Source organism: Shigella sp. FC1567, from assembly GCF_001743015.1.
Lineage (GTDB): Bacteria > Pseudomonadota > Gammaproteobacteria > Enterobacterales > Enterobacteriaceae > Escherichia > Escherichia coli.
The window spans coordinates 1-22,100 of sequence record NZ_MIIV01000244.1 but is presented as its reverse complement, the minus strand read 5'-3'; the positions used below and the strand labels follow the sequence as shown (position 1 = coordinate 22,100).

Here is a 22,100-nt window from a genome sequence, read left to right as displayed (position 1 = left end):
CATATTCGTGTTGGATTATTCTGCATTTTTGGGGAGAATGGACTTGCCGACTGATTAATGAGGGTTAATCAGTATGCAGTGGCATAAAAAAGCAAATAAAGGCATATAACAGAGGGTTAATAACATGAAAGTTAAAGTACTGTCCCTCCTGGTCCCAGCTCTGCTGGTAGCAGGCGCAGCAAACGCTGCTGAAGTTTACAACAAAGACGGCAACAAATTAGATCTGTACGGTAAAGTAGACGGCTTGCACTATTTCTCTGACAACAAGTCAGAAGACGGCGACCAGACCTATGTACGTCTTGGTTTCAAAGGCGAAACTCAGGTTACTGACCAGCTGACCGGTTACGGCCAGTGGGAATATCAGATCCAGGGCAATACCTCTGAAGACAACAAAGAAAACTCCTGGACCCGTGTGGCATTCGCAGGTCTGAAATTCCAGGATGTAGGTTCTTTCGACTACGGTCGTAACTACGGCGTTGTTTACGACGTAACTTCCTGGACCGACGTACTGCCAGAATTCGGTGGCGACACCTACGGTTCTGACAACTTCATGCAGCAGCGTGGTAACGGCTTCGCGACCTACCGTAACACCGACTTCTTCGGTCTGGTTGACGGTCTGAACTTTGCTGTTCAGTACCAGGGCAAAAACGGTAGCGTAAGCGGCGAAGGCATGACCAACAACGGTCGTGGCGCTCTGCGTCAGAACGGCGACGGTGTCGGCGGTTCTATCACTTATGATTACGAAGGCTTCGGTATCGGTGCTGCAGTTTCCAGCTCCAAACGTACTGATGATCAAAATGGTAGCTACATCAGCAATGGTGTAGTTCGTAACTACATCGGTACTGGCGACCGTGCTGAAACCTACACTGGTGGTCTGAAATACGACGCTAACAACATCTACCTGGCTGCTCAGTACACCCAGACCTACAACGCAACTCGCGTAGGTTCCCTGGGTTGGGCGAACAAAGCACAGAACTTCGAAGCTGTTGCTCAGTACCAGTTCGACTTCGGTCTGCGTCCGTCTGTAGCATACCTGCAGTCTAAAGGTAAAAACCTGGGTGTCATCAATAGTCGTAACTACGACGACGAAGATATCCTGAAATATGTTGATGTTGGCGCGACCTACTACTTCAACAAAAACATGTCCACCTATGTTGACTACAAAATCAACCTGCTGGACGACAACCAGTTCACTCGTGACGCTGGCATCAACACTGATAACATCGTAGCTCTGGGTCTGGTTTACCAGTTCTAATCTCGATTGATATCGAACAAAGGGCCTGCGGGCCCTTTGTTCATTGTTTTCAGCGTACAAACTCAGTTTTTTGGTGTACTCTTGCGACCGTTCGCATGAGGATAATCACGTATGGAAATAAGCTTTACCCGCGTGGCACTGCTGGCTGCCGCGCTCTTCTTTGTTGGTTGCGATCAAAAACCACAACCCGCCAAAACCCACGCTACTGAAGTTACCGTTCTTGAAGGCAAAACCATGGGTACCTTCTGGCGTGCCAGCATCCCGGGCATTGATGCCAAACGCAGTGCCGAACTTAAAGAAAAGATTCAGACCCAGCTGGACGCCGACGATCAGCTGCTTTCGACCTATAAAAAAGATTCCGCGCTGATGCGCTTTAACGACTCGCAAAGTTTGTCGCCGTGGCCAGTAAGTGAAGCGATGGCCGAAATCGTCACTACCTCGCTGCGCATTGGCGCGAAGACCGATGGTGCGATGGATATTACCGTCGGGCCGCTGGTAAATCTGTGGGGCTTTGGCCCGGAACAACAGCCGGTTCAAATTCCGAGCCAGGAACAGATCGACGAGATGAAAGCCAAAACTGGTTTACAGCACCTTACGGTCATTAATCAGTCGCATCAGCAATATCTGCAAAAAGACCTGCCGGATTTATATGTCGATCTCTCTACCGTCGGCGAAGGTTATGCGGCGGATCACTTGGCACGCTTGATGGAGCAGGAAGGGATTTCCCGCTATCTGGTGTCGGTGGGCGGCGCGCTGAACAGCCGTGGTATCAACGGTGAAGGCCTGCCGTGGCGGGTAGCGATTCAAAAACCAACCGATAAAGAAAACGCAGTTCAGGCTGTGGTGGATATCAACGGTCATGGGATTAGCACCTCTGGCAGCTACCGTAACTATTACGAACTGGACGGCAAACGTCTTTCCCATGTTATCGATCCGCAAACCGGGCGTCCCATCGAACACAATCTGGTATCCGTGACGGTGATTGCTCCGACGGCGCTGGAAGCCGATGCCTGGGATACTGGCTTGATGGTACTCGGGCCGGAGAAAGCCAAAGAGGTTGTTCGCCGGGAAGGGCTGGCGGTTTATATGATCACCAAAGAAGGCGATAGCTTTAAAACCTGGATGTCACCACAGTTTAAAAGCTTCCTTGTCAGCGAAAAAAATTAAAGCGCAAGATTGTTGGTTTTTGCGTGATGGTGACCGGGCAGACTAAAGGCTATCCTTAACCAGGGAGCTGATTATGAAAAACGCCACATGCTTAACTGACGATCAACGCTGGCAATCTGTCTTAGCCCGCGACCCGAATGCCGACGGCGAATTCGTTTTCGCCGTGCGCACCACAGGCATCTTTTGCCGTCCGTCTTGCCGCGCCAGACATGCCTTGCGGGAAAATGTCTCCTTCTACGCAAATGCCAGCGAGGCACTCGCCGCCGGATTTCGCCCCTGCAAACGCTGCCAACCTGATAAAGCCAATGCCCAGCAACATCGGTTGGATAAAATCACCCACGCGTGTCGACTGCTGGAACAGGAAACGCCTGTAACGTTGGAAGCCTTAGCCGACCAGGTGGCGATGAGTCCATTTCATCTACATCGGTTGTTTAAAGCGACTACCGGAATGACGCCTAAAGCCTGGCAACAGGCCTGGCGCGCTCGCCGTTTGCGCGAATCGCTGGCGAAAGGGGAGAGCGTGACGACGTCTATTCTTAACGCCGGATTCCCCGACAGCAGCAGTTACTACCGCAAAGCCGATGAAACGCTGGGCATGACGGCTAAACAATTCCGTCACGGTGGCGAAAATCTGGCGGTGCGTTACGCGCTGGCTGATTGTGCGCTGGGTCGTTGCCTGGTGGCAGAAAGCGAGCGGGGGATTTGCGCGATATTGCTGGGCGATGATGACGCGACATTAATCAGCGAGTTGCAGCAGATGTTTCCCGCTGCCGACAACGCGCCTGCCGATCTGACGTTTCAGCAACATGTGCGTGAAGTGATCGCCAGCCTCAATCAACGCGATACGCCGCTGACGTTACCGCTGGATATTCGCGGCACTGCTTTTCAGCAACAAGTCTGGCAGGCACTGCGCACGATACCTTGCGGTGAAACCGTACTGGCTAACGCCATCGGCAAACCGAAAGCGGTACGGGCCGTTGCCAGCGCCTGTGCCGCCAACAAGCTGGCTATCGTAATACCCTGTCATCGAGTGGTCGGTGGTGATGGCACACTTTCCGGTTACCGCTGGGGCGTGTCTCGTAAAGCGCAACTGCTGCGCCGCGAAGCTGAAAATGAGGAGAGGTAATGTTGGATCTGTTTGCCGATGCTGAACCGTGGCAAGAGCCACTGGCGGCTGGTGCGGTAATTTTACGGCGTTTTGCTTTTAACGCTGCGGAGCAACTGATCCGCGATATTAATGACGTTGCCAGCCAGTCGCCGTTTCGCCAGATGGTCACCCCCGGGGGATATACCATGTCGGTGGCGATGACCAACTGTGGGCATCTGGGCTGGACGATCCATCGGCAAGGTTATCTCTATTCGCCCATTGATCCGCAAACAAATAAACCGTGGCCCGCCATGCCACAAAGCTTTCATGATTTATGTCAACGTGCGGCTACGGCGGCGGGCTATCCAGATTTCCAGCCAGATGCTTGTCTTATCAACCGCTACGCTCCTGGCGCGAAACTGTCGCTGCATCAGGATAAAGACGAACCGGATCTGCGCGCGCCAATTGTTTCTGTTTCTCTGGGCTTACCCGCGATTTTTCAATTTGGTGGCCTGAAACGTAATGATCCGCTCAAACGTTTGTTGTTGGAACATGGCGATGTGGTGGTATGGGGCGGTGAATCGCGGCTGTTTTATCACGGTATTCAACCGTTGAAAGCGGGGTTTTATCCACTCACCACCGACTGCGCTACAACCTGACATTCCGTCAGGCAGGTAAAAAAGAATAAAAATAAGAATTATTATTGCTGTGCGCGCGAAGATGTTTAAACTGCGGGCTGTAATTCATTGTCCGGGTTTTCTGCATGGAACTTCTTGTACTTGTCTGGCGGCAGTATCGCTGGCCATTTATCAGTGTGATGGCGCTAAGCCTCGCCAGTGCGGCATTAGGCATTGGCTTAATTGCTTTTATCAATCAGCGCCTTATCGAAATGGCGGATACCAGTCTGCTGGTATTGCCGGAGTTTCTGGGATTATTGCTGCTGTTGATGGCAGTCACTCTCGGATCGCAACTGGCGCTCACCACTTTGGGGCATCACTTCGTTTACCGACTGCGTAGTGAATTTATCAAGCGGATTCTGGATACCCACGTCGAGCGCATTGAACAACTCGGTAGCGCCTCGTTGTTGGCGGGATTAACCAGCGATGTGCGCAATATCACCATTGCTTTTGTGCGTCTTCCGGAACTGGTGCAGGGGATCATTCTCACTATCGGTTCCGCGGCGTATCTGTGGATGCTGTCGGGCAAAATGTTGCTGGTAACGGCTATCTGGATGGCGATCACCATCTGGGGTGGTTTTGTACTGGTGGCGCGGGTGTACAAACATATGGCGACCCTACGTGAAACCGAAGACAAGCTGTACACGGATTTTCAAACTGTACTTGAAGGGCGCAAAGAGCTGACTCTGAACCGGGAACGCGCCGAGTATGTGTTTAACAACCTCTACATCCCCGATGCGCAAGAGTATCGCCATCATATTATTCGCGCAGACACCTTCCATCTTAGTGCCGTGAACTGGTCAAACATCATGATGCTGGGCGCTATCGGCCTGGTGTTCTGGATGGCGAACAGTCTCGGTTGGGCTGATACCAACGTTGCTGCGACCTATTCGTTGACGCTTTTATTCCTGCGTACGCCGCTGCTTTCGGCGGTTGGCGCATTGCCGACGCTGCTGATGGCGCAGGTGGCGTTTAACAAGCTGAACAAATTCGCGCTCGCGCCTTTCAAAGCAGAGTTTCCGCGCCCGCAGGCGTTTCCCAACTGGCAAACGCTGGAGCTGCGTAATGTGACGTTTAGCTATCAGGATAACGCGTTTTCCGTTGGTCCGATTAATCTCACCATCAAACGTGGCGAGCTACTGTTTCTGATTGGTGGTAACGGTAGTGGAAAATCGACGCTGGCGATGTTGTTGACGGGCTTGTATCAGCCACAAAGCGGCGAAATCTTGCTGGATGGCAAACCTGTCAGCGGCGAACAACCGGAAGATTATCGCAAACTGTTTTCGGCAGTGTTTACCGATGTCTGGCTTTTTGATCAACTGCTGGGGCCGGAGGGTAAACCCGCTAACCCGCAACTGGTTGAGAAGTGGCTGGCGCAGCTGAAAATGGCTCATAAGCTTGAGTTAAGCAACGGGCGTATTGTTAACCTGAAGTTATCAAAAGGGCAGAAAAAACGCGTGGCGCTGTTGCTGGCGCTGGCAGAAGAACGCGATATTATCCTGCTGGATGAATGGGCGGCGGATCAGGATCCACACTTCCGTCGTGAGTTTTATCAGGTGTTGCTGCCGCTGATGCAGGAGATGGGTAAAACTATTTTCGCTATCAGTCATGATGATCATTACTTTATCCACGCCGACCGCCTGCTGGAAATGCGCAATGGGCAACTTAGCGAGCTGACGGGCGAAGAGCGCGATGCCGCTTCGCGTGATGCCGTTGCCCGGACGGCATAATATTACGACGCTGACCTGGCGGACTGCTGCCGTCAGGTCAATATGCTAAAAATCCCTTCATTTCTAATAACCCTATAATTAATCAACGAAATTATAATGTTTCTAAAATTAGAATATAATTTATAAACATTATTTAAATGTTGTTACTTAAGTGTTACCTTTGATGCCGCGCAAATCTCACCTGCAATAAAGCGACTAAAAGTAAGGCATTAACAAGATGAAAAAAGTGACTGCCATGCTCTTCTCGATGGCCGTGGGGCTTAATGCCGTTTCGATGGCGGCAAAAGCGAAAGCGTCCGAGGAGCAGGAAACTGATGTACTGTTGATTGGCGGCGGCATTATGAGCGCCACGTTGGGGACCTATTTACGCGAGCTGGAGCCTGAATGGTCGATGACCATGCTGGAGCGCCTGGAGGGTGTCGCGCAGGAGAGTTCGAACGGCTGGAATAACGCCGGAACCGGGCATTCTGCACTGATGGAACTGAACTACACCCCGCAAAACGCCGATGGCAGTATCAGTATTGAAAAAGCAGTCGCCATTAACGAAGCATTTCAGATTTCCCGCCAGTTCTGGGCGCACCAGGTCGAGCGCGGCGTGCTGCGTACTCCGCGTTCATTTATCAATACCGTTCCGCATATGAGCTTTGTCTGGGGCGAGGATAACGTTAATTTCCTGCGCGCCCGTTACGCCGCGTTGCAACAAAGCTCGCTGTTTCGCGGTATGCGTTACTCTGAAGATCACGCGCAGATCAAAGAGTGGGCACCGTTAGTGATGGAAGGGCGCGATCCGCAACAGAAAGTGGCAGCCACGCGTACGGAAATTGGTACCGATGTGAACTACGGCGAGATCACCCGCCAGTTAATTGCTTCCTTGCAGAAGAAATCTAACTTCTCGCTGCAACTCAGCAGCGAAGTCCGCGCCCTAAAGCGTAATGACGATAACACCTGGACCGTTACCGTTGCCGATCTGAAAAATGGCACTGCACAGAACATTCGTGCCAAATTTGTCTTTATCGGCGCGGGCGGTGCGGCGCTGAAGCTGTTACAGGAATCGGGGATTCCGGAAGCGAAAGACTACGCCGGTTTCCCGGTGGGCGGACAGTTCCTTGTTTCGGAAAACCCGGACGTGGTTAATCACCATCTGGCGAAGGTTTACGGTAAAGCATCCGTTGGCGCACCACCGATGTCGGTTCCGCATATCGATACCCGCGTTCTGGACGGTAAACGCGTAGTGCTGTTTGGGCCATTTGCCACCTTCTCAACCAAATTCCTCAAAAACGGTTCATTGTGGGATCTGATGAGTTCCACCACCACCTCTAACGTGATGCCGATGATGCACGTCGGGCTGGATAATTTCGATCTGGTGAAATATCTGGTGAGTCAGGTGATGTTGAGTGAAGAGGATCGTTTTGAAGCGTTGAAAGAGTACTATCCGCAGGCGAAAAAAGAGGACTGGCGTTTGTGGCAAGCGGGGCAGCGTGTGCAGATTATCAAGCGTGATGCCGATAAAGGTGGTGTACTGCGTCTGGGTACTGAAGTGGTCAGTGACCAGCAAGGGACCATTGCCGCGCTCCTGGGAGCATCGCCAGGGGCGTCAACCGCCGCGCCGATTATGTTGGATCTGCTGGAAAAAGTATTTGGCGATCGCGTTTCCAGCCCGCAATGGCAGGCTACGTTGAAAGCGATCGTTCCGTCTTATGGACGCAAGCTGAACGGTGATGTAGCGGCAACAGAACGCGAGTTGCAGTACACCAGCGAAGTGCTGGGGCTGAAATACGACAAGCCGCAGGCAGCAGATAGTACGCCAAAACCGCAGTTGAAACCGCAACCCGTTCAAAAAGAAGTGGCGGATATTGCGTTGTAATGATGTGCCACATCCGGCATGGTATGCCGGATGTGGCGTATACTGATAAGACGCGCCAGCGTCGCATCAGGCAACCGGCTCGGGCGTTAGATGTTGGATGCGGCGTAACCGCCTTATCCAACCAACGGGGTGCCGTACTTCACAACAGTTTAGCGAACTTCTGCGTTGTCAATTTTCTCTTCCGCCTTCCAGACGCGGTATTTCACATCTACATTGTCTGGCGTATACACCACGATCGGCAGCTTGCTGTTGTAACGCAGCATTCCAGCATCGCCCAGATACGCGGTGACAAATTTCTTCTCTTTCTTGCCATCCGGGCAGGCCATCATCGTGGAAACCGGCGAGCTAACTTTATCAAAGACATAATAATCATAGCCCCAGCCTTCCAGCGTTTTGCTTTCCAGCTTCCCGCCGAGACGATGCAAATTGCAATCGACTTCCAGCGTCTGACCGATTAACAGTTCTACTTTCAGGGTAGATTCATCTTCTTGCGGGGTTAACTGAATCACCTGACGCTTCATCCCTTTTTCAGCTTGTGGATAAGGCGCGATTTTTTCCAGTGGCTGGACGCTTTCTGCCGCCCAGGCGGAAGTGGTAGCGAAAGCGGCAAACAATACTGCAGGTAGAATGGTCTTCATTTTTTTGCTTTCCTTCTTCATTTATAGGTTTTCACCGATGATGTCGCTGAAGGTTAACATATTCATAAGATTTATTAATTTGCTTTATGAATAACTTAAAGAATATTCAGACAATTTTACCTGCTCTTTTAGTGTTAAATTCTGATGAGAGAACAAACCAGCAGAAATATCTCTGGTGAATTAATCGCTATATAAATATGTTTATAACCATTTGAAATGTGAGCAAAAGCCCGTTTTTGCCACGCTTCCCGCCACTCTTTTGATCCTGCTACAGGTTTTACCCCGATCGGGGTATGCATCTTTGACACATCCTTTAATATCTTAGCGGTTATAAAAATGGCTTATTAATTATGCGGTTTATTTGGTCGCTCTCAATTTTCAGAGCGCGTTAATGATGGAAGGTCAATGTGAAGATTGATGCATCCCGTCGGGGCATACTCACTGGTCGCTGGCGCAAAGCCAGTAACGGTATCCGTCCGCCCTGGTCCGGTGATGAATCTCATTTTCTGACCCATTGCACCCGTTGCGACGCCTGTATTAATGCTTGTGAAAACAACATTCTGCAACGCGGCGCGGGCGGCTATCCGAGCGTTAATTTCAAAAATAACGAGTGCAGCTTCTGTTACGCTTGCGCGCAGGCTTGCCCCGAATCGCTATTTTCTCCGCGCCACACCAGGGCCTGGGATTTGCAGTTCACCATTGGGGACGCGTGCCTGGCGTATCAGTCAGTTGAATGCCGCCGCTGTCAGGATAGCTGTGAGCCAATGGCAATTATCTTTCGCCCGACGCTCTCCGGGATCTACCAGCCGCAACTTAATAGCCAACTTTGCAACGGATGTGGAGCATGTGCAGCCAGCTGTCCGGTATCAGCCATAACTGCGGAGTATCTCCATGCACACTAACTGGCAAGTTTGCAGCCTGGTCGTGCAGGCCAAAAGCGAACGAATTTCAGACATCAGCACCCAACTGAACGCCTTTCCCGGCTGTGAAGTTGCTGTCAGCGACGCGCCGAGCGGTCAGTTGATTGTGGTGGTGGAAGCAGAAGACAGCGAAACGCTGATCCAAACCATTGAGTCAGTACGCAACGTAGAGGGCGTGCTGGCGGTGTCGCTGGTTTATCACCAGCAGGAAGAGCAAGGTGAGGAAACACCATGAAACTCAGTCGTCGTAGCTTTATGAAAGCTAACGCCGTTGCGGCCGCTGCGGCGGCTGCCGGTCTCAGCGTGCCGGGCGTTGCCCGCGCCGTTGTTGGTCAGCAGGAAGCCATCAAATGGGATAAAGCGCCGTGCCGTTTCTGCGGTACTGGTTGCGGCGTTCTGGTCGGAACGCAGCAGGGACGTGTGGTGGCCTGTCAGGGCGACCCAGACGCACCGGTTAACCGTGGCCTGAACTGCATTAAGGGCTATTTCCTGCCCAAGATCATGTACGGTAAAGACCGTTTGACGCAGCCGCTGCTGCGTATGAAAAACGGTAAATATGACAAAGAAGGCGAATTTACCCTAATCACCTGGGATCAGGCCTTCGATGTGATGGAAGAGAAATTCAAAACCGCCCTGAAAGAAAAAGGGCCGGAATCGATCGGTATGTTCGGTTCTGGTCAGTGGACTATCTGGGAAGGTTATGCCGCGTCCAAGCTGTTTAAAGCGGGCTTCCGTTCGAACAACATCGACCCGAACGCGCGTCACTGTATGGCGTCGGCAGTAGTTGGCTTTATGCGTACCTTTGGTATGGATGAGCCGATGGGCTGCTATGACGACATCGAGCAGGCTGACGCGTTTGTGCTGTGGGGCGCAAACATGGCGGAGATGCACCCGATCCTCTGGTCGCGCATCACTAACCGTCGTCTCTCTAATCAGAACGTCACCGTGGCGGTGCTTTCTACCTACCAGCATCGTAGCTTCGAGCTGGCGGATAACGGCATCATCTTTACGCCACAGTCTGACCTGGTGATCCTGAACTACATCGCCAACTATATCATTCAAAACAATGCGATAAATCAGGACTTCTTCAGCAAACACGTTAACCTGCGCAAAGGGGCGACGGACATTGGCTACGGTTTACGTCCGACCCATCCGCTGGAAAAAGCAGCGAAGAATCCAGGTTCTGACGCCTCCGAACCGATGAGCTTTGAAGATTACAAAGCCTTCGTTGCCGAGTATACGCTGGAAAAAACTGCCGAAATGACCGGCGTGCCGAAAGACCAGTTAGAACAACTGGCGCAGCTGTATGCCGATCCGAACAAGAAAGTCATCTCCTACTGGACGATGGGCTTCAACCAGCATACTCGTGGCGTGTGGGCTAACAACCTGGTCTACAACCTGCACCTGCTGACCGGCAAAATTTCCCAGCCGGGTTGCGGTCCGTTCTCCCTGACCGGGCAACCTTCTGCGTGTGGTACTGCGCGTGAAGTGGGCACCTTTGCTCACCGTCTGCCTGCGGACATGGTGGTGACCAACGAGAAACACCGTGATATCTGCGAGAAGAAGTGGAATATCCCGAGCGGCACCATTCCGGCGAAAATCGGTCTGCACGCGGTGGCACAAGACCGTGCGCTGAAAGACGGCAAACTGAATGTTTACTGGACCATGTGTACCAACAACATGCAGGCCGGGCCGAACATCAATGAAGAGCGTATGCCGGGCTGGCGCGATCCGCGCAACTTCATCATCGTCTCCGATCCGTATCCGACAGTCAGTGCGCTGGCCGCCGACTTGATCCTGCCGACCGCAATGTGGGTAGAGAAAGAGGGCGCTTACGGTAACGCCGAACGCCGTACTCAGTTCTGGCGTCAACAGGTACAGGCACCGGGCGAAGCGAAATCGGATCTCTGGCAGTTAGTCCAGTTCTCCCGCCGCTTCAAAACTGAAGAAGTATGGCCGGAAGATCTGCTGGCGAAGAAACCGGAACTGCGTGGCAAAACGCTGTACGAAGTGCTGTATGCCACACCGGAAGTGAGCAAATTCCCGGTATCCGAACTGGCGGAAGATCAGCTGAACGATGAATCCCGCGAGCTGGGCTTCTATCTGCAAAAAGGGCTGTTCGAAGAGTACGCATGGTTTGGTCGCGGTCACGGTCACGATCTGGCACCGTTCGATGACTACCACAAAGCGCGCGGTCTGCGCTGGCCGGTGGTGAACGGTAAAGAAACGCAGTGGCGTTACAGCGAAGGTAACGACCCGTACGTGAAAGCGGGCGAAGGCTATAAGTTCTACGGCAAACCGGATGGCAAAGCGGTGATCTTCGCACTGCCATTCGAACCGGCGGCGGAAGCACCGGATGAAGAGTACGACCTGTGGCTCTCTACCGGACGCGTTCTGGAGCACTGGCACACCGGCAGTATGACTCGCCGTGTACCAGAACTGCACCGCGCCTTCCCGGAAGCGGTCCTGTTTATTCACCCGCTGGATGCGAAAGCGCGCGATCTGCGTCGTGGCGACAAAGTGAAAGTGGTTTCTCGCCGTGGCGAAGTGATCTCGATTGTCGAAACGCGCGGTCGTAACCGTCCGCCGCAGGGCCTGGTGTACATGCCGTTCTTCGACGCCGCACAGCTGGTTAACAAACTAACGCAGGACGCGACCGATCCGCTCTCGAAAGAGACGGACTTCAAGAAGTGCGCAGTCAAACTGGAGAAGGTGTAAGCCATTATGTCCCGGTCAGCGAAACCTCAAAATGGTCGCCGCCGCTTTCTGCGCGATGTTGTTCGCACAGCAGGCGGGCTGGCTGCCGTGGGTGTGGCGCTGGGGTTACAACAGCAAACCGCACGCGCATCTGGCGTGCGGTTGCGCCCGCCCGGAGCCATAAACGAGAACGCCTTTGCCAGTGCCTGTGTGCGTTGCGGTCAGTGTGTTCAGGCTTGCCCTTACGACACCTTAAAACTGGCGACGCTGGCCTCTGGTCTGTCGGCGGGCACGCCATATTTTGTCGCACGGGATATTCCTTGCGAAATGTGTGAGGACATTCCGTGCGCCAAAGTGTGCCCGAGCGGTGCGCTGGATCGTGAGATCGAATCGATCGACGACGCGCGGATGGGGCTGGCGGTACTGGTGGACCAGGAAAACTGTCTCAACTTTCAGGGGCTGCGCTGCGATGTTTGTTATCGCGAATGCCCGAAAATTGATGAGGCCATCACCCTGGAGCTGGAGCGCAACACGCGTACCGGTAAGCACGCCCGCTTTCTGCCGACGGTTCACAGAGACGCCTGTACCGGTTGCGGTAAGTGCGAAAAAGTGTGCGTGCTGGAACAACCGGCAATCAAGGTGTTACCGCTGTCACTGGCTAAAGGGGAGTTAGGTCACCATTACCGCTTCGGCTGGCTGGAGGGGAACAATGGCAAATCGTAAACGTGACGCCGGGCGCGAGGCGCTGGAGAAAAAAGGCTGGTGGCGCAGTCACCGTTGGCTGGTGTTACGTCGCCTTTGTCAGTTCTTCGTGCTGGGGATGTTTTTGAGCGGTCCGTGGTTTGGTGTGTGGATCTTACACGGTAACTACAGCAGTAGCCTGTTATTCGACACCGTTCCGCTGACCGATCCGCTGATGACGCTGCAAAGTCTTGCCAGCGGTCATCTGCCTGCCACGGTGGCGTTGACCGGTGCGGTGATTATCACCGTGCTCTACGCCCTGGCAGGAAAGCGATTATTTTGCAGCTGGGTCTGCCCGCTGAATCCGATTACCGACTTAGCGAACTGGTTACGCAGGCGCTTTGACCTCAATCAGTCTGCGACGATCCCTCGCCACATTCGCTACGTGCTGTTGGTGGTCATTCTGCTGGGATCGGCCTTAACTGGCACGCTCATCTGGGAATGGATCAACCCCGTATCTCTGATGGGGCGCAGCCTGGTAATGGGCTTCGGCAGCGGCGCGCTGCTTATTCTCGCGCTGTTTTTATTTGATCTACTGGTCGTTGAACACGGCTGGTGCGGGCACATTTGTCCGGTTGGCGCGCTGTATGGCGTGCTGGGTAGCAAAGGTGTGATTACCGTTGCGGCCACCGATCGGCAGAAATGTAACCGCTGTATGGATTGTTTTCATGTTTGCCCGGAACCGCGTGTGCTACGTGCCCCGGTGCTGGATGAACAAAGCCCGGTGCAGGTCACCAGCCGCGATTGCATGACGTGCGGTCGCTGCGTGGATGTCTGTTCTGAGGATGTATTTACAATAACTACACGATGGAGTTCGGGAGCGAAATCATGAAAAGCCATGACCTGAAGAAAGCGCTGTGTCAATGGACGGCGATGCTGGCCCTGGTGGTAAGCGGCGCGGTTTGGGCGGCTAATGGCGTCGATTTTAGCCAGTCGCCGGAAGTATCCGGGACACAGGAAGGGGCCATTCGGATGCCAAAAGAGCAGGAACGGATGCCGCTGAACTATGTGAATCAGCCGCCAATGATCCCGCATAGCGTTGAAGGTTATCAGGTAACGACCAATACCAACCGCTGCTTGCAGTGCCACGGTGTCGAAAGTTATCGCACCACTGGCGCGCCGCGCATTAGTCCTACTCACTTTATGGACAGCGACGGCAAAGTGGGCGCGGAAGTGGCTCCGCGTCGTTATTTCTGTCTGCAATGTCACGTACCGCAGGCCGATACCGCGCCAATCGTGGGGAATACCTTTACCCCATCAAAAGGTTACGGGAAATAAGAGGTTATTATGGGAAATTCTGACCGTAAGCCTGGTCTGATTAAGCGCCTGTGGAAATGGTGGCGTACCCCCAGCCGTCTGGCGCTGGGGACGCTGCTGTTGATCGGTTTTGTTGGCGGCATCGTCTTCTGGGGTGGCTTTAACACCGGGATGGAAAAAGCCAATACCGAAGAGTTCTGCATTAGCTGCCACGAAATGCGCAACACGGTATATCAGGAATACATGGATTCCGTGCACTACAACAACCGTAGCGGCGTCCGTGCGACCTGTCCGGATTGTCACGTTCCGCACGAGTTTGTGCCGAAGATGATACGCAAGCTCAAAGCAAGTAAAGAGCTGTATGGTAAAATTTTTGGCGTTATTGACACGCCGCAGAAATTTGAAGCTCATCGTCTGACGATGGCACAGAATGAGTGGCGGCGCATGAAGGACAATAACTCGCAGGAGTGCCGTAACTGTCACAACTTCGAGTATATGGATACAACCGCCCAGAAATCGGTTGCCGCGAAGATGCATGACCAGGCGGTGAAAGATGGGCAAACCTGTATTGATTGCCATAAAGGGATAGCGCACAAGCTGCCCGATATGCGTGAAGTCGAGCCAGGTTTTTAACAGGGTTATTGCGTGGGTATGCTTGAAGCCAGAGAGTTACTTTGTGAGCGGGATGAACGAACCTTATTTAGTGGCTTGTCATTTACGCTGAACGCAGGAGAGTGGGTACAAATCACCGGTAGCAACGGCGCGGGGAAGACAACGCTTCTCCGTTTGCTGACGGGGTTGTCTCGCCCTGACGCAGGCGAGGTTCTCTGGCAAGGGCAGCCCTTGCATCAGGTACGCGACAGCTACCATCAAAACCTGTTATGGATAGGCCATCAGCCGGGGATCAAAACCCGGCTGACGGCGTTAGAAAATCTGCACTTTTATCATCGCGATGGCGATACCGCACAATGTCTGGAAGCCCTGGCGCAGGCCGGGCTTGCCGGATTCGAAGATATTCCTGTAAATCAGCTCTCGGCCGGGCAACAACGCCGCGTCGCTTTAGCGCGTCTGTGGCTGACCCGTGCCACGTTATGGATCCTCGACGAGCCTTTTACCGCGATTGACGTTAACGGCGTCGATCGTCTGACCCAGCGTATGGCGCAGCATACGGAGCAGGGGGGGATTGTGATTCTGACTACCCACCAGCCGCTCAACGTTGCTGAAAGTAAAATTCGCCGCATTTCACTGACGCAAACGAGGGCCGCATGATGTTCTGGCGCATTTTCCGTCTTGAGCTGCGTGTAGCGTTTCGCCATAGCGCCGAAATCGCCAACCCGCTGTGGTTCTTCCTGATTGTAATTACCCTTTTTCCGCTCAGTATCGGTCCGGAGCCGCAACTGCTGGCGCGTATTGCACCGGGCATTATCTGGGTTGCTGCGCTGCTTTCATCCTTGCTGGCGCTGGAACGACTGTTCCGTGACGATTTGCAGGACGGCAGTCTTGAACAATTGATGTTGTTGCCGTTACCCTTGCCCGCCGTTGTGCTGGCGAAGGTGATGGCGCACTGGATGGTAACCGGTCTGCCGTTACTCATCCTTTCGCCACTGGTAGCAATGCTACTGGGAATGGATGTTTATGGCTGGCAAGTGATGGCGCTGACGCTGCTGCTGGGAACGCCTACGCTTGGCTTTCTCGGTGCACCGGGTGTGGCGTTGACAGTGGGACTTAAGCGCGGTGGTGTGCTGCTCAGCATACTGGTGTTACCGCTGACTATCCCATTACTCATCTTTGCCACCGCCGCGATGGACGCGGCTTCCATGCATTTGCCCGTTGACGGGTATCTGGCAATTTTAGGCGCGTTGCTGGCAGGCACCGCGACATTAAGTCCTTTTGCGACGGCGGCAGCGTTACGAATCAGCATTCAATAACGCTGGATTACTGATTTTTGTTCGAGTCTGGTATCGAAACTATGTGGAAAACACTGCATCAACTGGCGATCCCACCACGGCTGTATCAAATCTGTGGCTGGTTTATACCGTGGCTGGCAATTGCCAGTGTGGTCGTGCTTACCGTCGGCTGGATCTGGGGATTCGGCTTTGCTCCGGCTGATTATCAGCAGGGAAATAGCTACCGCATTATCTACCTGCATGTGCCTGCGGCGATCTGGTCGATGGGTATTTATGCATCAATGGCGGTGGCGGCGTTTATTGGCCTTGTCTGGCAGATGAAAATGGCCAACCTGGCGGTGGCGGCGATGGCCCCCATTGGTGCCGTGTTTACCTTTATTGCCCTGGTTACCGGCTCTGCATGGGGAAAACCGATGTGGGGCACCTGGTGGGTATGGGATGCACGTCTGACTTCTGAACTGGTGCTGCTGTTTTTGTATGTGGGTGTGATTGCCCTGTGGCACGCCTTCGACGACCGCCGTCTGGCGGGCCGTGCGGCAGGTATCCTGGTGCTGATTGGCGTGGTGAATCTGCCGATTATTCATTACTCCGTGGAGTGGTGGAACACCCTGCATCAGGGATCAACGCGGATGCAGCAAAGTATCGATCCGGCGATGCGTTCGCCGCTGCGCTGGTCGATTTTTGGCTTCCTGCTCCTGTCTGCCACGCTGACGCTGATGCGGATGCGTAATTTGATTTTGCTGATGGAAAAACGCCGTCCGTGGGTGAGTGAACTGATACTGAAAAGAGGCCGTAAATGACCCTTGCATTTGCTTCCTGGAATGAATTTTTCGCAATGGGCGGTTACGCCTTTTTTGTCTGGCTGGCGGTGGTGATGACCGTTATTCCGCTGGTGGTTTTGGTCGTGCACTCGGTGATGCAGCATCGCGCAATTCTGTGTGGTGTGGAGCAACAGCGGGCGCGTGAGGCGCGTTTACGTGCTGCGCAACAGCAGGAGGCTGCATGAATATTCGCCGTAAAAACCGCTTGTGGATTGCCTGTGCTGTGTTGGCAGGTTTGGCGCTGACCATCGGTCTGGTGCTGTATGCGCTGCGCTCGAATATCGATCTCTTTTATACGCCGGGGGAAATTCTCTACGGCAAGCGTGAAACTCAGCAAATGCCGGAAGTCGGTCAGCGTCTGCGCGTTGGCGGGATGGTGATGCCGGGTAGTGTGCAGCGCGATCCCAATTCGCTGAAAGTGACCTTCACCATTTACGACGCTGAAGGCTCAGTGGATGTCTCTTACGAAGGCATTTTGCCGGATCTGTTCCGTGAAGGGCAGGGCGTTGTGGTGCAGGGCGAGCTGGAAAAAGGCAATCATATCCTCGCGAAAGAAGTGCTGGCGAAACACGACGAAAACTACACGCCGCCAGAAGTTGAGAAAGCGATGGAAGCTAACCACCGTCGCCCGGCGAGTGTTTATAAGGACCCAGCATCATGATGCCGGAAATTGGAAACGGGCTGCTGTGCCTGGCGCTGGGAATTGCGCTGCTGCTGTCCGTGTATCCGCTATGGGGCGTGGCGCGCGGAGATGCGCGCATGATGGCGTCTTCCCGCTTGTTTGCCTGGCTGCTGTTTATGTCTGTGGCTGGCGCATTTCTGGTGCTGGTCAATGCTTTCGTGGTCAACGACTTTACCGTCACCTATGTTGCCAGCAACTCCAATACCCAGCTTCCGGTGTGGTATCGCGTGGCGGCTACCTGGGGCGCGCATGAAGGTTCGCTTCTGCTGTGGGTGCTGCTGATGAGCGGCTGGACCTTTGCGGTGGCGATTTTTAGTCAGCGTATTCCGCTGGATATTGTGGCCCGTGTACTGGCGATAATGGGGATGGTCAGCGTCGGCTTTTTGCTGTTCATTCTCTTTACCTCTAACCCGTTCTCACGCACGCTGCCGAACTTCCCAATTGAAGGGCGCGATCTTAACCCGCTGTTACAGGATCCGGGGCTGATCTTCCATCCGCCTCTGCTTTATATGGGGTACGTGGGTTTCTCGGTGGCGTTTGCTTTTGCCATTGCTTCTTTGCTGAGCGGGCGTCTGGACAGCACTTATGCGCGTTTTACTCGCCCGTGGACGCTGGCGGCGTGGATTTTCCTGACGCTCGGCATTGTGCTCGGTTCCGCATGGGCCTATTACGAACTCGGCTGGGGGGGCTGGTGGTTCTGGGATCCGGTAGAAAACGCCTCGTTTATGCCGTGGCTGGTGGGGACTGCGCTGATGCACTCACTGGCGGTCACTGAACAACGCGCCAGCTTCAAAGCGTGGACATTACTGCTGGCAATCAGTGCCTTCTCGTTGTGTCTGCTGGGGACTTTCCTGGTGCGTTCCGGCGTGCTGGTATCGGTACACGCGTTTGCCTCTGATCCGGCACGCGGTATGTTTATCCTCGCCTTTATGGTACTGGTGATTGGTGGTTCGCTGCTGCTGTTTGCCGCGCGTGGACACAAAGTTCGCTCACGCGTAAACAATGCGCTGTGGTCGCGGGAATCTCTGCTGTTAGCGAACAACGTTTTGTTGGTCGCCGCGATGCTGGTGGTATTACTGGGGACGCTGCTGCCGCTGGTGCACAAGCAACTGGGACTGGGCAGTATTTCGATTGGCGAACCGTTCTTCAACACCATGTTTACCTGGCTGATGGTGCCGTTTGCGCTGCTGCTTGGTGTCGGTCCTCTGGTGCGCTGGGGGCGCGATCGCCCACGTAAAATCCGCAATTTATTGATTATCGCCTTCATCTCAACGCTGGTGCTGTCGCTGCTGCTGCCGTGGCTGTTCGAAAGCAAAGTTGTGGCGATGACGGTGCTCGGCCTGGCAATGGCCTGCTGGATTGCTGTGCTGGCAATTGCGGAAGCTGCGCTGCGTATTTCACGTGGCACGAAAACCACCTTCAGTTATTGGGGAATGGTGGCGGCTCACCTGGGGCTGGCAGTGACAATTGTTGGTATTGCCTTTAGCCAGAACTATAGCGTTGAGCGTGATGTGCGCATGAAGTCCGGCGATAGCGTCGATATTCATGAATATCGCTTCACCTTCCGTGATGTCAAAGAGGTGACTGGCCCGAACTGGCGCGGCGGTGTGGCGACTATTGGCGTAACGCGAGAGGGTAAACCGGAAACGGTGCTGTATGCGGAAAAACGTTATTACAACACTGCCGGGTCGATGATGACCGAAGCGGCGATTGACGGCGGCATCACGCGTGACCTGTACGCCGCGCTCGGTGAAGAGCTGGAAAACGGCGCGTGGGCCGTGCGTCTTTACTACAAACCGTTTGTTCGCTGGATTTGGGCGGGCGGGCTGATGATGGCGTTGGGCGGACTGCTGTGTCTGTTTGATCCTCGCTATCGTAAGCGCGTGAGTCCGCAAAAAACTGCGCCGGAGGCTGTATGAAGCGCAAAGTATTGTTAATTCCGTTGATTATCTTCCTGGCGATTGCCGCGGCGCTGCTGTGGCAGCTGGCGCGTAATGCCGAAGGGGATGATCCGACCAATCTGGAATCGGCGCTCATTGGCAAGCCAGTGCCGAAGTTTCGCCTCGAATCACTGGACAATCCGGGGCAGTTTTATCAGGCGGATGTGCTGACTCAGGGCAAACCTGTGCTGCTTAACGTTTGGGCTACCTGGTGTCCGACCTGCCGTGCGGAACATCAATATCTGAATCAGCTTTCTGCGCAGGGCATTCGCGTGGTCGGCATGAACTATAAAGACGATCGCCAGAAGGCAATAAGCTGGCTGAAAGAGCTGGGCAATCCTTACGCGCTAAGCCTGTTTGATGGCGATGGCATGTTAGGGCTGGATCTCGGTGTCTATGGCGCGCCAGAAACGTTCCTCATCGACGGCAACGGCATCATTCGCTATCGCCATGCGGGCGATCTCAATCCTCGCGTCTGGGAAGAAGAGATCAAGCCGCTGTGGGAGAAATACAGTAAGGAGGCCGCACAATGAGGTTTTTATTGGGCGTGCTGATGCTGATGATCTCCGGCTCAGCGCTGGCGACCATCGACGTGTTGCAGTTTAAGGATGAAGCGCAGGAGCAGCAGTTCCGCCAACTCACTGAAGAACTACGCTGCCCGAAATGCCAGAACAACAGCATTGCCGATTCCAACTCGATGATTGCCACCGACCTGCGCCAGAAAGTGTATGAACTGATGCAGGAAGGTAAAAGTAAAAAAGAGATTGTCGATTATATGGTGGCGCGTTACGGCAACTTCGTCACTTACGATCCGCCGTTAACGCCGCTGACCGTGCTGCTGTGGGTGCTTCCGGTAGTGGCTATTGGCATTGGCGGTTGGGTCATTTACGCCCGTTCGCGGCGTCGGGTACGCGTGGTGCCGGACGCGTTTCCTGAACAAAGCGTGCCGGAAGGTAAGCGTGCCGGATATATTGTTTATCTGCCGGGTATTGTGGTGGCGTTAATTGTGGCTGGCGTCAGCTACTACCAGACTGGCAATTATCAGCAGGTGAAAATCTGGCAGCAGGCCACGGCACAGGCTCCGGCGTTGCTGGACAGGGCGCTGGATCCGAAAGCCGATCCGCTCAACGAAGAAGAGATGTCGCGTCTTGCGCTGGGGATGCGTACTCAACTGCAAAAAAATCCGGGAGATATAGAAGGCTGGATTATGTTGGGCCGCGTTGGCATGGCGCTGGGTAACGCCAGTATCGCCACCGATGCATACGCTACTGCGTATCGCCTCGATCCGAAAAACAGTGATGCCGCACTGGGTTATGCTGAAGCGTTGACACGTTCATCTGATCCCAACGACAACCGCCTCGGTGGTGAACTGCTGCGCCAGTTGGTGAGAACGGACCATAGCAATATCCGTGTGTTAAGCATGTATGCGTTTAATGCCTTTGAGCAGCAGCGATTTGGCGAAGCCGTTGCCGCGTGGGAGATGATGTTGAAACTCTTATCTGCCAACGATACTCGCCGTGCGGTGATTGAACGTAGTATCGCGCAGGCGATGCAACATTTGTCGCCGCAGGAGAGTAAATAAAAAGAGGCCCGATGGTGATGCCATCGGGCTATTTTTATTGTGCCCCGCGTTGTTGCAGGAACAGAATGGTGGCTGCCACGCGTGAGCGGACATTGAGTTTGCGCAGCAGATTGCGAATATGTACTTTTACTGTCTGCTCTGAAATATTCAACACCGAGGCAATCTGTTTATTTGACAGCCCCTGTGCCAGCTCGTGCAGAACATCCAGCTCGCGCTCCGTCAGCACGCTGAAGGGATCTTCTTCCGCGCCAAACATTTCACGTTCACGTAAGTACTGATTGACGCGTTCGCTAAAGACTTTGCTGCCTTTCGCTCCAGCACGAATTGCTTCCAGCAATACTTCCGGGTCGCTGTCTTTCAACAGATAACCGTCTGCGCCTGCGTCTATCAGCGCAAAGACATCGCTGGAGGCATCTGATACGGTCAGGATAATAATTTGCGCGGTAACGCCATCCCTGCGCAAGGCATTGAGGGTATCCAGGCCACTCATACCTTTCATATTGAGATCCAGCAAGATCACGTCGATATCCAGTCTATTTGCCAGATCGATCGCGCTCGCGCCGTCGCCCGCTTCGGCGACCACTTCAAAGCTAGGATCAAGCTCCAGTAACTGACGAACACCGCGTCGCATAAGTGGATGATCATCCACAATCATCACCTGAAAAGGCGTTGCTTCAGGCATAGTAGTCTCCTGGGGTTTTATTAGAATCATTATGTTTGAGCGTAGCGTTGGTAACGCTACCAGGCGCGTGAATGTTACCCCATTTTATGTATGGACATGTAGTGAAAACTACAACCTTGTCGTTCGCTTTGGCATCATTTTCATTATAAAGACGGAATTTTGCATCAGCTTCTCATCGGTAATGACTCCAACTTACTGATAGTGTTTTATGTTCAGATAATGCCCGATGACCTTGTCATGCAGCTCCACCGATTTTGAGAACGACAGTGACTTCCGTCCCAGCCTTGCCAGATGTTGTCTCAGATTCAGATTATGTCGCTCAATGCGCTGAGTGTAACGCTTGCTGATAACGTGCAGCTTTCCCTTCAGGCGTGATTCATACAGCGGCCAGCCATCCGTCATCCATACCACGACCTCAAAGGCCGACAGCAGGCTCAGAAGACGCTCCAGTGT

At 53.6% G+C, this 22,100-nt stretch carries 24 protein-coding genes and 1 pseudogene; 21 read left to right on the top strand and 4 right to left on the bottom strand.

All coding sequences use genetic code 11. The annotated features are described in order from the left end of the window. Positions 1-124 precede the first annotated feature (124 nt). The 6 genes and pseudogenes from ompC to mqo all read left to right on the top strand — a co-directional run bounded on the left by ompC (position 125) and on the right by mqo (position 7,780). Positions 125-1,255: a porin OmpC gene (ompC, locus tag BHE85_RS14680; RefSeq protein WP_000865599.1), complete on the top strand. Its 1,131-nt coding sequence runs from the start codon at positions 125-127 to the stop codon at positions 1,253-1,255. Between the two features lie 111 nt (positions 1,256-1,366). Next, positions 1,367-2,422, top strand: a complete 1,056-nt coding sequence (gene apbE / locus BHE85_RS14675; protein ID WP_000406104.1) for an FAD:protein FMN transferase ApbE — start codon at positions 1,367-1,369, stop codon at positions 2,420-2,422. 73 nt (positions 2,423-2,495) lie between these two features. Further along, positions 2,496-3,548 carry a bifunctional DNA-binding transcriptional regulator/O6-methylguanine-DNA methyltransferase Ada gene (ada, locus tag BHE85_RS14670; protein ID WP_000786354.1) on the top strand — a complete coding sequence of 351 codons (1,053 nt, stop codon included), beginning with the start codon at positions 2,496-2,498 and terminating at the stop codon, positions 3,546-3,548. Beyond that, positions 3,548-4,197 (top strand): annotated as a pseudogene (gene alkB / locus BHE85_RS14665) (DNA oxidative demethylase AlkB). Before ada ends, alkB begins: the two are co-directional and overlap by 1 nt. A 75-nt stretch (positions 4,198-4,272) precedes the next feature. After that, entirely contained in the window at positions 4,273-5,916 is a 1,644-nt protein-coding gene (gene yojI, locus BHE85_RS14660; protein ID WP_000422159.1) for a microcin J25 efflux ABC transporter YojI, read from the top strand. A 217-nt stretch (positions 5,917-6,133) separates the two neighbouring features. Further along, a complete protein-coding gene (gene mqo, locus BHE85_RS14655) occupies positions 6,134-7,780 on the top strand; it encodes a malate dehydrogenase (quinone) (RefSeq protein ID WP_000758039.1) in 1,647 nt (548 codons plus the stop codon). Positions 7,781-7,929: 149 nt separating this feature from the next. Here the strand turns inward: mqo and eco are convergent, their stop codons facing one another. Together eco and yojO are read right to left on the bottom strand one after the other, a co-directional pair. Beyond that, positions 7,930-8,439 (bottom strand): serine protease inhibitor ecotin, encoded by a 510-nt coding sequence (gene eco / locus BHE85_RS14650; protein ID WP_000712251.1) that lies wholly within the window; start codon positions 8,437-8,439, stop codon positions 7,930-7,932. A 113-nt stretch (positions 8,440-8,552) separates the two neighbouring features. Next, positions 8,553-8,717 (bottom strand): protein YojO, encoded by a 165-nt coding sequence (gene yojO / locus BHE85_RS28065; RefSeq protein WP_001296837.1) that lies wholly within the window; start codon positions 8,715-8,717, stop codon positions 8,553-8,555. Positions 8,718-8,825: 108 nt separating this feature from the next. Between yojO and napF the strand changes: the two genes are divergently transcribed. From napF to ccmH, 15 genes are read left to right on the top strand one after another with little or no spacing between them, the layout of a single operon-like run. Continuing rightward, a complete protein-coding gene (napF, locus tag BHE85_RS14645; RefSeq protein ID WP_000686723.1) occupies positions 8,826-9,320 on the top strand; it encodes a ferredoxin-type protein NapF in 495 nt (164 codons plus the stop codon). Further along, positions 9,310-9,573 (top strand): chaperone NapD, encoded by a 264-nt coding sequence (gene napD, locus BHE85_RS14640; protein ID WP_000557378.1) that lies wholly within the window; start codon positions 9,310-9,312, stop codon positions 9,571-9,573. Before napF ends, napD begins: the two co-directional genes overlap by 11 nt. Further along, complete coding sequence (gene napA / locus BHE85_RS14635) at positions 9,570-12,056, top strand: periplasmic nitrate reductase subunit alpha (protein ID WP_000778040.1); 2,487 nt, start codon at positions 9,570-9,572, stop codon at positions 12,054-12,056. Before napD ends, napA begins: the two co-directional genes overlap by 4 nt. 6 nt (positions 12,057-12,062) lie before the next feature. Beyond that, positions 12,063-12,758, top strand: coding sequence for a ferredoxin-type protein NapG (napG, locus tag BHE85_RS14630; protein WP_000091290.1), 696 nt, complete (start codon positions 12,063-12,065; stop codon positions 12,756-12,758). Then, positions 12,745-13,608 (top strand): quinol dehydrogenase ferredoxin subunit NapH, encoded by an 864-nt coding sequence (napH, locus tag BHE85_RS14625; protein ID WP_000013507.1) that lies wholly within the window; start codon positions 12,745-12,747, stop codon positions 13,606-13,608. The genes napG and napH overlap by 14 nt, the downstream gene beginning before the upstream one ends. Next, positions 13,605-14,054, top strand: a complete 450-nt coding sequence (gene napB / locus BHE85_RS14620; protein ID WP_000835177.1) for a nitrate reductase cytochrome c-type subunit — start codon at positions 13,605-13,607, stop codon at positions 14,052-14,054. The genes napH and napB overlap by 4 nt, the downstream gene beginning before the upstream one ends. Positions 14,055-14,063: 9 nt before the next feature. Beyond that, positions 14,064-14,666, top strand: coding sequence for a cytochrome c-type protein NapC (gene napC / locus BHE85_RS14615; protein WP_000528376.1), 603 nt, complete (start codon positions 14,064-14,066; stop codon positions 14,664-14,666). Between the two features lie 12 nt (positions 14,667-14,678). Continuing rightward, complete coding sequence (gene ccmA, locus BHE85_RS14610; RefSeq protein WP_000525587.1) at positions 14,679-15,302, top strand: cytochrome c biogenesis heme-transporting ATPase CcmA; 624 nt, start codon at positions 14,679-14,681, stop codon at positions 15,300-15,302. After that, positions 15,299-15,961 (top strand): heme exporter protein CcmB, encoded by a 663-nt coding sequence (gene ccmB, locus BHE85_RS14605; RefSeq protein ID WP_000971730.1) that lies wholly within the window; start codon positions 15,299-15,301, stop codon positions 15,959-15,961. The genes ccmA and ccmB overlap by 4 nt, the downstream gene beginning before the upstream one ends. Positions 15,962-16,002: 41 nt before the next feature. Then, positions 16,003-16,740, top strand: a complete 738-nt coding sequence (gene ccmC / locus BHE85_RS14600; protein WP_001295447.1) for a heme exporter protein CcmC — start codon at positions 16,003-16,005, stop codon at positions 16,738-16,740. Continuing rightward, on the top strand, positions 16,737-16,946 hold the full coding sequence (gene ccmD / locus BHE85_RS14595; protein ID WP_000170760.1) for a heme exporter protein CcmD: 210 nt from the start codon (positions 16,737-16,739) through the stop codon (positions 16,944-16,946). Before ccmC ends, ccmD begins: the two co-directional genes overlap by 4 nt. Beyond that, a complete protein-coding gene (gene ccmE, locus BHE85_RS14590; RefSeq protein ID WP_001026418.1) occupies positions 16,943-17,422 on the top strand; it encodes a cytochrome c maturation protein CcmE in 480 nt (159 codons plus the stop codon). The genes ccmD and ccmE overlap by 4 nt, the downstream gene beginning before the upstream one ends. After that, entirely contained in the window at positions 17,419-19,362 is a 1,944-nt protein-coding gene (ccmF, locus tag BHE85_RS14585; protein ID WP_000982453.1) for a cytochrome c-type biogenesis heme lyase CcmF, read from the top strand. The genes ccmE and ccmF overlap by 4 nt, the downstream gene beginning before the upstream one ends. Next, positions 19,359-19,916, top strand: coding sequence for a thiol:disulfide interchange protein DsbE (dsbE, locus tag BHE85_RS14580; protein WP_000824439.1), 558 nt, complete (start codon positions 19,359-19,361; stop codon positions 19,914-19,916). Before ccmF ends, dsbE begins: the two co-directional genes overlap by 4 nt. Beyond that, positions 19,913-20,965 carry a cytochrome c-type biogenesis thiol:disulfide oxidoreductase CcmH gene (ccmH, locus tag BHE85_RS14575; protein ID WP_001211560.1) on the top strand — a complete coding sequence of 351 codons (1,053 nt, stop codon included), beginning with the start codon at positions 19,913-19,915 and terminating at the stop codon, positions 20,963-20,965. The genes dsbE and ccmH overlap by 4 nt, the downstream gene beginning before the upstream one ends. A gap of 34 nt (positions 20,966-20,999) precedes the next feature. Here ccmH and narP read toward each other — a convergent pair whose 3' ends face one another. Both narP and BHE85_RS14565 read right to left on the bottom strand, forming a co-directional pair. Continuing rightward, positions 21,000-21,647 (bottom strand): nitrate/nitrite response regulator protein NarP, encoded by a 648-nt coding sequence (gene narP / locus BHE85_RS14570; RefSeq protein ID WP_001113640.1) that lies wholly within the window; start codon positions 21,645-21,647, stop codon positions 21,000-21,002. Between the two features lie 192 nt (positions 21,648-21,839). Beyond that, positions 21,840-22,100 (bottom strand): IS1 family transposase (locus BHE85_RS14565; RefSeq protein WP_000317683.1); only part of this gene is annotated, 261 nt, incomplete at its 5' end.